Source organism: Scandinavium sp. (assembly GCF_032012665.1).
Lineage (GTDB): Bacteria > Pseudomonadota > Gammaproteobacteria > Enterobacterales > Enterobacteriaceae > Scandinavium.
On the sequence record NZ_DALZVG010000001.1, the window covers coordinates 203,577 to 216,141 of the forward strand.

The 12,565-nt window shown below is 56.9% G+C and carries 9 protein-coding genes; 5 read left to right on the forward strand and 4 right to left on the reverse strand.

Features of this window, described 5'->3' with window-relative positions; genetic code table 11:
* Nucleotides 1-16: 16 nt before the first annotated feature.
* The 3 genes from copA to ybaK all read left to right on the forward strand — a co-directional run bounded on the left by copA (nt 17) and on the right by ybaK (nt 4,082).
* Nucleotides 17-2,518 carry a copper-exporting P-type ATPase CopA gene (copA, locus tag RTU33_RS00945; protein WP_312624681.1) on the forward strand — a complete coding sequence of 834 codons (2,502 nt, stop codon included), beginning with the start codon at nt 17-19 and terminating at the stop codon, nt 2,516-2,518.
* An 80-nt stretch (nt 2,519-2,598) separates the two neighbouring features.
* Nucleotides 2,599-3,393 (forward strand): TraB/GumN family protein, encoded by a 795-nt coding sequence (locus RTU33_RS00950; RefSeq protein ID WP_312624682.1) that lies wholly within the window; start codon nt 2,599-2,601, stop codon nt 3,391-3,393.
* A gap of 209 nt (nt 3,394-3,602) precedes the next feature.
* Nucleotides 3,603-4,082, forward strand: a complete 480-nt coding sequence (ybaK, locus tag RTU33_RS00955) for a Cys-tRNA(Pro)/Cys-tRNA(Cys) deacylase YbaK (protein ID WP_312624683.1) — start codon at nt 3,603-3,605, stop codon at nt 4,080-4,082.
* A 157-nt stretch (nt 4,083-4,239) separates the two neighbouring features.
* Here ybaK and ushA read toward each other — a convergent pair whose 3' ends face one another.
* Nucleotides 4,240-5,892 carry a bifunctional UDP-sugar hydrolase/5'-nucleotidase UshA gene (gene ushA / locus RTU33_RS00960; RefSeq protein WP_312624684.1) on the reverse strand — a complete coding sequence of 551 codons (1,653 nt, stop codon included), beginning with the start codon at nt 5,890-5,892 and terminating at the stop codon, nt 4,240-4,242.
* Between the two features lie 180 nt (nt 5,893-6,072).
* Between ushA and RTU33_RS00965 the strand changes: the two genes are divergently transcribed.
* Nucleotides 6,073-7,293 carry an MFS transporter gene (locus RTU33_RS00965; protein WP_312624686.1) on the forward strand — a complete coding sequence of 407 codons (1,221 nt, stop codon included), beginning with the start codon at nt 6,073-6,075 and terminating at the stop codon, nt 7,291-7,293.
* A 233-nt stretch (nt 7,294-7,526) separates the two neighbouring features.
* Nucleotides 7,527-9,203: a YbaL family putative K(+) efflux transporter gene (gene ybaL, locus RTU33_RS00970; protein ID WP_312624687.1), complete on the forward strand. Its 1,677-nt coding sequence runs from the start codon at nt 7,527-7,529 to the stop codon at nt 9,201-9,203.
* Between the two features lie 81 nt (nt 9,204-9,284).
* On the opposite strand, the gene RTU33_RS00975 is transcribed toward ybaL, so the two are convergent.
* The 3 genes from RTU33_RS00975 to adk all read right to left on the reverse strand — a co-directional run bounded on the left by RTU33_RS00975 (nt 9,285) and on the right by adk (nt 12,463).
* Nucleotides 9,285-10,589, reverse strand: coding sequence for an inosine/guanosine kinase (locus RTU33_RS00975; protein WP_312624688.1), 1,305 nt, complete (start codon nt 10,587-10,589; stop codon nt 9,285-9,287).
* A gap of 75 nt (nt 10,590-10,664) precedes the next feature.
* Complete coding sequence (hemH, locus tag RTU33_RS00980; RefSeq protein WP_312624690.1) at nt 10,665-11,627, reverse strand: ferrochelatase; 963 nt, start codon at nt 11,625-11,627, stop codon at nt 10,665-10,667.
* A 191-nt stretch (nt 11,628-11,818) separates the two neighbouring features.
* Nucleotides 11,819-12,463, reverse strand: a complete 645-nt coding sequence (adk, locus tag RTU33_RS00985; RefSeq protein WP_312624691.1) for an adenylate kinase — start codon at nt 12,461-12,463, stop codon at nt 11,819-11,821.
* Nucleotides 12,464-12,565 lie beyond the last annotated feature (102 nt).

The following is a 12,565-nucleotide window of genomic DNA, read 5'->3' on the forward strand; positions in this document are numbered from 1 at the left end:
TAAAAGGAGCCTGAGTATGTCTCAAACTATCAATCTGACGCTGGATGGCCTCTCCTGTGGCCACTGCGTCAAACGCGTGAAAGAAAGTCTGGAGCAGCGTCCTGATGTCGAAAGCGCTGAAGTGACCATCGACCATGCCGCCGTCACCGGCAGTGCCAGCGCCGGGCAGCTGATCGAAACCGTTAAACAGGCCGGATACGGGGCGGAGCTCAGCCACCCAAAGGCTAACCCGCTGGCAGAGTCATCACTCCCGTCGGAAGCACTGACAGCGGCCCCAACCGAGCTTCCGGCAGCCGATGACCTCGACGACAGCCTGCAGCTGTTGATCAACGGCATGAGCTGCGCCAGCTGTGTCTCCCGGGTACAAAATGCGCTTGCCGCAGTACCGGGCGTCACCCAGGCACGGGTCAATCTGGCGGAACGCACGGCGCTGGTTATGGGCAGTGCGTCCGCCTCTGATTTAGTCCAGGCGGTGGAAAAAGCGGGCTACGGCGCCGAGGCCATCGAAGATGATCTGAAGCGCCGTGAACGCCAGCAGGAAACCGCGATCGCCACCATGAAACGGTTCCGCTGGCAGGCCATTGTCGCCCTGCTGGTCGGTATTCCGGTGATGGTCTGGGGCATGCTCGGCGACAACATGATGGTCACCGACGCCAACCGTACGCTGTGGCTGATCATCGGCCTGATTACGCTCGGCGTGATGGTCTTCGCGGGCGGCCACTTTTATTCCAGCGCGTGGAAAAGCCTGAAAAATCGCACCGCGACTATGGATACCCTTGTAGCACTCGGCACCGGCGTGGCGTGGCTCTATTCGATGAGCGTCAACCTGTGGCCGCAGTGGTTCCCGATGGAGGCACGGCATCTCTACTATGAAGCCAGTGCAATGATCATCGGTCTGATTAATCTCGGCCATATGCTGGAAGCCCGCGCCCGCCAGCGCTCCTCCAAAGCGCTGGAAAAATTGCTCGACCTTACCCCGCCAACCGCACGCGTGGTGACGGAAGAAGGTGAAAACTCCGTGCCGCTGGCAGACGTTCAGCCGGGCATGACGCTGCGCCTCACGACCGGCGATCGCGTGCCCGTCGACGGGGAAATCACCGAGGGCGAAGCCTGGTTTGACGAAGCGATGCTAACCGGCGAGCCCGTACCGCAGCAAAAAAGCAGCGGTGAAAGCATTCATGCCGGGACGGTGGTGCAGGACGGTAGCGTACTGTTCCACGCAAGCGCCGTCGGTAGCCACACCACGCTGTCGCGCATTATCCGCATGGTGCGCCAGGCGCAAAGCAGTAAGCCGGAAATCGGCCAGCTGGCAGACAGAATTTCCGCCGTGTTTGTGCCCACGGTGGTGGCAATTGCGCTGTTCAGCGCCGCTATCTGGTACTTCTTCGGCCCGGCGCCGCAGATTGTCTACACCCTGGTGATTGCCACCACGGTGCTGATCATCGCCTGCCCTTGTGCGCTGGGTCTGGCAACACCGATGTCGATTATCGCCGGGGTCGGGCGCGCTGCGGAATACGGCGTGCTGGTCCGCGATGCCGATGCGCTACAGCGCGCAAGCGAACTCGATACGCTGGTGTTCGACAAAACAGGCACGCTGACCGAAGGGAAACCTCAGGTCGTGGCGGTAAAAACCTGGGGTGATATTACGCAGAGCGAGGCGTTGCGACTCGCCGCCGCGCTGGAGCAGGGTTCAAGCCACCCGCTGGCCCACGCCATCATCGAAAAAGCAGCCGCTGAGTCGCTGCCAAAGGTCAATGCATTCCGTACGCTGCGAGGTCTTGGCGTGAGCGGTGAAGCGGACGGTCATGCGCTCTTATTAGGAAACCAGGCGCTGCTGAGTGAGCAGCAGGTGGCGAACGCCGAGGCTGACGCTGAGGTTCAGGCGCAGGCAGCGAAAGGTGCCACGCCGGTGCTGCTGGCGGTTGATGGCAAAATCGCCGCGCTGTTTGCCATTCGCGATCTGCTGCGTAAAGACAGCGTTGCGGCGCTCACTCGTCTGCATCGCGAAGGCTATCGCCTGGTAATGCTGACCGGTGATAACCCGACGACCGCCAACGCGATTGCAAAAGAAGCCGGTATTGATGAAGTGATTGCCGGTGTGCTGCCGGACGGCAAAGCCGAAGCCATTAAAACGCTTCAGGCAGAAGGCCGCAAAGTGGCGATGGTCGGCGATGGCATCAACGATGCCCCGGCGCTGGCGCAGGCGGAAGTGGGCATTGCGATGGGCGGTGGCAGCGACGTCGCCATCGAAACCGCAGCTATCACCCTGATGCGCCACAGCCTGACGGGCGTGGCCGACGCACTGGCGATTTCACGCGCCACGCTGCGCAACATGAAGCAGAACCTGCTGGGGGCGTTTATCTATAACTCGCTCGGTATCCCCATTGCCGCCGGGATCCTCTGGCCGCTGACCGGCACGTTGCTGAACCCCGTGGTTGCCGGGGCGGCGATGGCGCTGTCGTCCATCACCGTGGTCAGCAACGCCAACCGCCTGCTGCGCTTTAAGCCAAAAGCGTAACGCAAACGCCAGCCCACAAGGCTGGCGTTTGCACCTGTGCAGGCAACGCGCTAGCATGATCTTTTTTTCAGGGAGCGCGTATGGGACTGTTTCACCGGATAAAAACTTCGCTGTGCGCTCTGGTTAGTGGGCGCTACGCGTGGCCCGGGCTCGACATATCGCTGCCTGGTGGGCAGCACCTGCATCTGGTCGGCAGCATTCATATGGGCACGCGCGATATGGCGCCGCTGCCGCCGCGGCTGATCAAACTGATTCATCAGGCCGATGCGCTGATCGTAGAAGCGGATATCTCAGGTAACGAAACCCCTTTTCGCGATCTTCCGCCCTGCCCGCCGCTTCGCGAGCGTTTAAGCAAATCCCAATATCAACATCTGGAAACGTTGAGCGACGAACTCGGCCTGTCACTTGCCCTGTTTGATACACAGCCACTGTGGCAAATCGCCATGGTGCTGCAGGCGACTCAGGCACAAAAACTTGGTTTGCGCCCCGATTACGGTATTGATTATCAGCTGCTGAACTGCGCACGCGAAACTCAGCGCCCGGTGATCGAACTGGAAGGATCGGAGAGTCAGATTGCGCTACTGCACGAACTGCCGGACGGTGGACTCTCTTTACTCGACGATACGCTGATCCACTGGCACACCAATGCCCGGTTGCTGCAGGTGATGATCGGCTGGTGGATGGAGCAACCGCCCATTGAGCCGCCGTCGCTTCCCAACACGTTCAGCCATTCGCTGTACGACGTGCTGATGCATCAGCGCAATCTGGCCTGGTGCGACAAACTGCATGCTCTGCCGCCCGGACGCTACGTCGTGGCTGTGGGCGCGCTGCATTTATATGGGGAAGGGAATCTGCCGTCGATGCTGAAAACATAGCCGGGATAAAAAAGCGGCCAATATTTCTATTGGCCCGTCAAAGAGGAATTTCATCATTATTATTATCCCGAAGTTAGCACTCCGGATCTTTCGATTGTCGCTCAAAGTGTCCATCACTGCCAACACAATTGCGCAAGATAGTACTATTTTTTCAGCAATCTTCAGGCGTATGCTGTTTCCCGTTTACTCCGGCTGTAAGAAGGATTGTTATGACGCCCGCCGTTAAGTTACTCGAAAAAAACAAGATTGCTTTTCAGGTTCACAGTTACGATCACGATCCCAACGAAACCAACTTTGGCGATGAAGTGGTGCGCAAACTCGGCCTGAACGCCGACCAGGTTTACAAAACCCTGCTGGTGGCCGTAAACGGGGACATGAAGCATCTCGCCGTTGCCGTCACGCCGGTTGCCACGCAGCTCGATCTGAAAAAAGTCGCTAAAGCTTTAGGGGCAAAGAAAGTGGATATGGCCGATCCGATGGTTGCTCAGCGCACCACCGGCTACCTGGTAGGCGGCATCAGCCCGCTCGGTCAGAAAAAACGCCTGCCGACGCTGATCGATGCCCCGGCACAGAGCTTCCCGACGATCTATGTTTCTGGCGGCAAACGAGGGCTGGATATCGAACTGGCGGCAGACGATCTGGCGAAGATACTGGACGCGAAGTTTGCCGATATTGCGCGACGGGATTAAACACCGTGCCAGGATTAGTTCTGTAAGCCGCATCCGGCACCGGTGTTTTCCGTTTTGCCTGATGCGCTACGCTTATCAGGCCTACAAAACTGACGGGTATGCACCAGACGTTTTTCGTAGGCCGGATAAGGCGAAGCCGCATCCGGCATTTTTCAGGCTACTGCCAGCTCACTTCCCCTTTCGGTTCGTAAGCATTCACATCCAGCGGTGAATTCTGTTCGATATATTGCTTCAGCACTTCGGCATCGATAAACCCGGTATTTACATAGCCCGGTTTGGTGTCGATATGCGGATAGCTATCGCCGCCCGTGGCGTTAAAGCTGAGCGTTGCCATACGGTATTTTTTGTTCGGGTCGACCGGCTCGCCTTTGATTTTCAGGTCATTCAGCTGGCCGCCTTTCGCCACAAAGCTGACGTTGGCAAACTGCGGATACGCGCCGGAGTCCGGCTTCATTTGCGCAACAGCAGTCAGGTATTCTGTCACCTCTTTGCCCGTCATATCGACATACACCACGATGTTGCCGAACGGCTGAACCTTCAGGACGTCTTTGTAGGTGATTTTTCCCGCCTCGATGGAGTCGCGGATCCCGCCGCCGCTCATGACCGCGAAGTCTGCGTTAGTGCGCGCCATTTGCGCCGCGAGGATCAGATGGCCTATGTTCGTCTGGACGAAGCGCACCTTGCTGCGATCGCCTTCAAGATGGCCATTTACGTCACCCACTTTCACGGACAGCTGTGCTTTACCTTTGTTCTGGAACGGCGTCAGCAGCGACAGCATCTGTGGGTTCTCCGGGATTTGCGGCGTGTAAAGTACGCGCTCACTTTGCCCGTTGTCATAGGTGATCTTCTTCTTCAGATTGACCGGAATCAGCTGATAGTGCACCAGCTTCATCTCACCGTTGCGGAACTCGAAGTCTGCGCGGCCCACGTATTTGCCCCATTCGTGAGCCTGCACAATCCAGATACCGTTTTGCTTATCCGGCGCACAAGGCGTGCCCGGTACGTAATCAACCTGCTTTTTGTTTTCGGAGGCCATGCAAACCGGATCCTGTGAGTGACCACCCACAATCATCGCCAGCGAACCGGCAGGCAGGCTGCGCGCCATTTCGACGTCGCCCGGCGCGTTCGAGCCGTGGTTACCGTTGTCGTAATGCCCCATGTGGGTGGCGGCGAGGATCATGTCAGGTTTCTGCGTCTGCTGCAGCTCCTGGATAACCAGCTTCGCTTCTTCTGCCGGGTTGCGGAATTCGATATCGGTGAAGTTTTCCGGATTACCGATTTTTGCGGTGTCGTCGGTGGTTAAGCCAATCACGGCAATTTTCAGCCCCTGGCGATTGAACAGCGCCCAGGGTTTAAACAGGCGCTCGCCGGTACTTTTCTGGTAAATATTGGCGGAGAGGAACGGGAATTTGACCCACTTTTCCTGCTGGCGAATCACGCTCAGCGGATGATCGAATTCGTGGTTGCCGACGGCCATCGCATCATAGCCAATCAGGTTCATGCCGCGAAAATCGGGCTCGGCATCCTGCAGGTCCGACTCCGGCACGCCGGTGTTGATATCACCGCCGGACAGCAGCAGCACGCTGCCGCCTTCTGCTGCAACCTCTTTACGGATCCCGTCCACCAGCGTCTTTTGCGCGGCCAGGCCGTATTCACCGTACTCGCTGCGCCAGAAATGCCCGTGGTGATCGTTGGTGTGCAGGATGGTTATTTTATAGGTTTTATCCTGCTCATAAGCGCTGGCCTGCAGGCTACCCAGCAGACCCGCTGCCAGCATCGCCAGCACCACGCCGCGTTTCAACAATGTCATGACTCTCTCCCTGAATAAATTTCAACTGCCGAAATTACAATGAGTAACAAGCATAGACAAATATGTTTTCAGAATTGAGACTTTCTTCAAACGGCGGAGACCGTTATCTTAGTCTGATAATTATTACAGATAAGATTTTACCCAACGTCGCTATCGCTCCATTAACTTAAGTGAACTTCTATGGCAATCAGTGAAACCAGTCCGACGCTGCCCGGCAGCGCTGCGCCGAAGCCAAAATCAAAAACCTCCTTTGGCATTCTCGGGGCAATCAGTCTTTCTCACCTGCTCAACGATATGATCCAGTCGCTGATTCTGGCGATTTACCCGCTGCTACAGTCTGAGTTTTCGCTCACCTTCGTGCAGATCGGGATGATTACGCTCACCTTCCAGCTGACCTCTTCTCTGCTACAGCCGGTAGTGGGCTACTGGACCGACAAATATCCGATGCCGTGGTCGCTGCCGATTGGTATGTGCTTTACCCTGAGCGGCCTGGTGCTGCTGGCCATGGCGGGCAGCTTTGAGGCCGTGGTACTTGCCGCAGCGCTGGTGGGCACCGGTTCTTCAGTATTCCATCCGGAATCGTCGCGCGTGGCGCGTATGGCTTCTGGCGGACGCCATGGCCTGGCGCAGTCGCTGTTCCAGGTTGGCGGCAACTTCGGTAGCTCGTTGGGCCCTCTGCTGGCGGCGCTGATCATCGCGCCTTACGGGAAAGGTAACGTAGGCTGGTTCGTGCTCGCCGCGCTGCTGGCCATTGTCGTGCTGGCGCAAATCAGCCGCTGGTACGCCGCACAGCACCGTATGAACAAAGGCAAACCCAAAGCGGCCATTGTTAACCCGCTGCCGCGGAACAAAGTGATTCTGGCCGTTTGCGTGCTGCTTCTGCTGATTTTCTCAAAATACTTCTATATGGCGAGCATCAGCAGCTATTACACCTTTTATCTGATGCATAAGTTTGGATTATCGGTACAAAATGCCCAGTTTCATTTGTTTGCATTCCTGTTTGCCGTTGCTGCAGGAACCGTCATTGGCGGGCCCGTTGGCGATAAGATTGGGCGTAAATATGTGATTTGGGGCTCTATCCTGGGCGTTGCACCCTTCACGCTTATTTTACCTTATGCATCACTCGAATGGACCGGTATTCTGACGGTGATCATTGGTTTTATCCTCGCGTCGGCGTTTTCCGCCATCCTGGTGTACGCTCAGGAGCTTTTACCGGGCCGAATTGGCATGGTTTCAGGTCTGTTCTTTGGTTTTGCTTTCGGCATGGGTGGCTTGGGGGCTGCGGTTCTCGGCGTGGTTGCTGACCATACCAGCATCGAAGAGGTCTACAAAATCTGCGCTTTCCTGCCATTACTGGGGATGTTGACCATATTCCTGCCTGACAATCGTCATAAAGCCTGAATAACTTGCCGTCAGAGTGAAATTCTGACGGCTATTTACCTACGTTTTATCAGCATTCCCGGCCATTAATAGTCTCTCTTTTTCCCATCTGTGCGTTTTTCCTCTTTAATTCTGTTTTTCTTCAAAATTCCACAGTTATTCATAAACAGATTGCTGAGAATTGTCATAAACTATTACCTGGTTTTTTGGCGTTTTCGCCAGAAATGGATCTACCAGCCACGAAAGGAGACGGAATGCACCACGCCACACCGCTAATCACCACCATTGTAGGGGGGCTTGTCCTCGCCTTTATCTTCGGCATGATTGCCAACAAACTGCGCATTTCACCTCTGGTGGGTTATTTGTTAGCCGGTGTGCTGTCAGGGCCGTTTACTCCAGGCTTTGTAGCCGATACCAAACTGGCGCCGGAGCTGGCAGAGCTCGGCGTCATCCTGCTGATGTTCGGCGTCGGCCTGCACTTCTCTCTGAAGGATTTGATGGCGGTAAAGGCCATCGCCATTCCCGGCGCAATTGCCCAGATTGCGGTGGCAACGTTGCTGGGTATGGCGCTTGCAGCGGGATTAGGCTGGTCGCTGATGACCGGCATCGTCTTTGGACTGTGTCTCTCAACCGCCAGTACCGTGGTGCTGCTGCGTGCGCTTGAGGAGAGGCAGCTGATAGACAGTCAGCGAGGGCAAATCGCTATCGGCTGGCTGATCGTGGAAGATCTGGTGATGGTGCTGACGCTGGTCATGCTGCCGGCCATCGCCAGCATGATGGAACAGGGCGACGTGGGCTTTGCCACGCTCGCCCTCGATTTAGGCCTGACAATCGGTAAAGTCATTGCGTTTATCGCCGTAATGCTGCTGGTGGGTCGCCGCCTGGTGCCGTGGATCATGGCACGGAGCGCTGCTACCGGCTCCCGCGAGCTGTTCACCCTTTCCGTGCTGGCGCTGGCGCTGGGCATCGCTTTCGGTGCTGTCGAACTGTTTGACGTTTCCTTCGCGCTCGGCGCATTCTTCGCCGGAATGGTGCTGAATGAATCCGAACTGAGCCACCGTGCCGCCCACGACACGCTGCCGCTGCGCGATGCCTTCGCGGTACTGTTCTTTGTTTCAGTCGGCATGCTGTTCGATCCGATGGTGCTGGTTAACCAGCCGATGGCGGTACTCGGCACGCTGGCAATCATCATCTTCGGTAAATCTCTTGCCGCCTTTATTCTGGTGCGCCTGTTCGGCCACTCCCAACGTACCGCGCTGACCATTGCCGCAAGCCTTGCGCAGATTGGTGAGTTTGCCTTTATCCTGGCCGGGCTTGGCATCGCGCTGGATCTGCTGCCGCAGGCCGGACAGAATCTGGTGCTGGCGGGTGCGATCCTGTCAATTATGCTCAACCCGATACTGTTTGCGGTGCTGGAAAAATACCTCAATAAAACCGAAACCCTTGAGGAACAAACGCTGGAAGAAGCGCTGGAAGATGAGAAGCAAATTCCGGTGGATATCTGCAATCACGCGCTGCTGGTCGGTTATGGCCGCGTCGGCAGCCTGCTTGGTGAGAAGCTGATGGCGCAGGGTATCCCGCTGGTGGTCATTGAAACCTCACGTACGCGCGTGGACGAGCTGCGAGAGCGCGGCATCCGTGCGGTGCTGGGGAACGCGGCAAGCGAAGAGATCATGAACCTGGCGCACCTCGACTGCGCCCGCTGGCTGCTGCTGACCATCCCGAATGGCTACGAAGCCGGGGAAATTGTCGCCTCCGCTCGCGAGAAATGCCCAAATATCGAGATTATCGCCCGTGCGCATTACGACGATGAGGTGGAGTACATCACCGAACGCGGCGCGAATAAGGTGGTAATGGGCGAACGTGAGATTGCCAATACGATGCTGACGCTGCTGGAAAGCCCGCCGGTGGACGAAGCGGTGACAGGATAATTCACATTGCCTGCTGGCGCTCCGCTTAGCAGGCCTACGAAAAACCGTAGCCCCGGCCAGCAGAGCGCCGCCGGAGAAATCTTATCGATCCCAGTAAGCTTCTTCCAGGCTGTCTTCCCGCTCCGGCAGGCCACGCGTCAGGCGCGGTGAATGCTGGTTCAGCACCTGATAGCTCACGCGGTTGGCATACTTACACACCTGCGCCAGTGATGAATAGGTCAGCCAGGTAAACGCGTGCTTGCTGGAATTCGGCACGTTGTTACGGTGATAATTATTTGCCGTAATATCGTGCAGGAGCGCCGCCAGCGCACCGTCGCCTGCGCCGTTGGTGTTCATGATTTTCTCAGGGCCGCCCATGTACGGCGCAATGTGCGAGTAAATACGCAGCGGATTCTGGCAGTCTTTGTAGCGCATCGCGCGGCTGAATTCGTACTGGTTAAATTCGGCAATCGCCCCCGGCAGCAGCGGATGCTGCGTCAGGCGCTTCTTCTCTTCTTCCGTAAAGCCTGCCATATACAGGCCAACCGGTCCTGCGGTACATAAAACCAGGTCAACCCAGTCCAGCGCCTTATCGGAGGCCAGTAGCGGGTCGGCAATGCCGGTAAGCGCCTCGGCCTCTTCTTCGTTCATCGCCAGAATCGACACGTGCTCTTTCAGAAAGGCCTGCCACCACTCAGGATTATCGGCGATGACAAATTTCGTCCCGAGCGTCAGCACCACCGGCACGTCATGCTTTTTGGCGTATTCGATGGCCTTCATGGTTGCTTCCGGCATCGGTTCACCCGGCTTACAGCGCACGAGGTAGGATGTGAGCACCAGCGCAGAAGCCCCGGCAATGACCTCTTCCGGAATGCTGTCGGCACGCAGCCGGTTCATGTGGCCAGGACTGATGGCAAAGGTGCGCTCGCCGCTGTCGCTGATAAGGGTGAAGCAGCGGCCAATCGGGCCGTTTACGCCCTGCAGATAGTTCAGGTCGGTACGGCTGGAGGTATTGCAGAGGTAGCGGTAGGCATAGCCGCCGATTTCGATGTTGCTGCACATTACACCTAGCAGCACCGAGCGGTCATCTGCCAAAACGGAGTAGTTGTGCATGGTGTTACCGATGGTACCGCCGGCAAACTGATGGGTGATCAGATTCTCGCGCACCAGCTCCTGATAAAGCGCTTCCGCCACATCGTCCTCGATCACCAGAGAATGGCCGCTGCTCAGGCCGTAGCGGGCGACAAATGCATCGTCTACCCTGGCTTCAATATCCACCAGCGTCTGATCGATACCCACCACCCAGGAGGTGCCGGTTTCGGCTTCGGGCTGAATTTGCTGTAACAGCGGGTCGCGGGCGTTAACGGGGAAATAGTGTTTGGATTTGCGTTTACCGGGAAATTTCATGGGCTGCGATCGAATGGCTGAGAATAAGCGAAGAATAGTAGCATATTCCCCGCTTATTCGCTGCTTCCCGCGCGTTTAGCGATACGGTGCGGTGAGGTTCACCATCATCTCGATATGTTCAGCATTCGCATTGAGCGCTGGAATGTATTCATACTTTTTGCCGCCCGCTTCGAGGAAGAACTCTTTATTCTGTACGGCAATCTCTTCCAGCGTTTCCAGGCAGTCCGCCGAAAAGCCCGGGCACATCACCTGCACGTGCTTTACACCTTTTTCGCCAAGCATCTTCAGGGTTTCATCGGTGTACGGCGTGAGCCATGGCTCACGGCCAAAGCGCGACTGGAACGTCATCATCACTTTGTCGTGGGAAATGCCAAGCGCCGACACCAGCTCGCGAGTCGTGTCACGGCAGCGCTGCGGATAGTCATCGCCCTCGTCCGCGTAGCGCTGCGGTATACCATGATAAGAGAGCAGCAGCACGTCCGGCTCGCCATGTTCGGCAAACGAAGCTCTCACGCTGCTGACCAGCGCCTGAATATAGTCGCTGTCGTCGGCATAATCGCGGATAAAGGAGACACCCGGAATGCGGCGACGGGTCGCGAGGATACGCGCCAGTTCATCCCACACCGCAGCAACCGTTGAGCAGGAGTACTGCGGATAGAGCGGCAGCACGACGATATGGTCCACATCCTGTGCCAGCAGCTCTTCCACAGCGCTTTCCAGCGATGGCGAACCATAGCTCATACCCAGCGCCACGGGTACTTCCGGCAGGCGCTTCGCCAGCGCGGCCTGCTGACGACGGCTGTAGACCATCAGCGGCGAGCCCTCTTCCATCCACACGGACTGATAGAGTTTTGCCACTCGCGGGGAACGCAGAGGCAGAATAACGCCACGCAGCAGCGGCCACCACAGCGCACGCGGCGTATCCACAACGCGGGAATCGCTCAGGAACTGACGCAGATAGCGTTTGACCGCTTCGGGGGTGGGCGCATCGGGCGTGCCGAGGTTCGCTAACAGAATACCGGTTTTCGTCTGACGCATTACCGCCTCTTAACTGGGTAAATGGCTGATAATTGTAACGGAAAAGGGAGAAAGAAGAACTAATTGCTGTGAGAGGTGCCAGCGAAGGTTGCCTGATGGCGCTGATTGCCAGGTGGCGGCTAATGCCTTACCTGGCCTACAAATGCATCGCAGGCCGGGTAAGCTTGCGCCACCCGGCAATGACCGCGGTATCAGCCGAGGATTTTAGCCAGTTCAGCGCGAACATCAGCCACGGCTTTGGTGCCGTCCACTTTGACGTATTTGGTGTTACCCGCCTGCGCTTCTTTGGAGTAGTAGCCGATCAGCGGCGCGGTCATCTGATGGTATTCCACCAGGCGTTTACGCACAGTTTCTTCCTGATCGTCTTTACGGGTGGTCAGCTCTTCGCCGGTCACGTCGTCTTTGCCTTCAACCTTAGGCGGGTTGAATTTGATGTGGTAAACGCGGCCGGAGGCAGCGTGTACGCGACGACCAATGATACGGTCAACGATCAGTTCATCAGGAACGTCAAACTCCAGAACGTAGTCCACGTTGATGCCCGCTTCTTTCATCGCGTCTGCCTGCGGAATAGTACGCGGGAAGCCGTCGAGCAGGAAACCGTTGCGGCAGTCTTCCTGCGCAATGCGTTCTTTCACCAGGGCAATCACCAGCTCATCGGTCACCAGCTTACCAGCGTCCATGATGTCTTTTGCCTGTTTGCCCAGCTCGGAGCCTGATTTCACTGCGGCACGCAGCATATCGCCGGTGGAGATTTGCGGAATACCGTACTTCTCCATGATGAACTGCGCCTGAGTTCCTTTACCCGCGCCCGGAGCGCCAAGCAGAATAATACGCATTGCGAAAATCCCCTCAAATGTTGGTTCAATTTTTCAAAAGCGCTAAACGATACCACCAGACGGCGGCTCGCTCAAGGAAGGCGGGACGGCTGAAACGGTTAA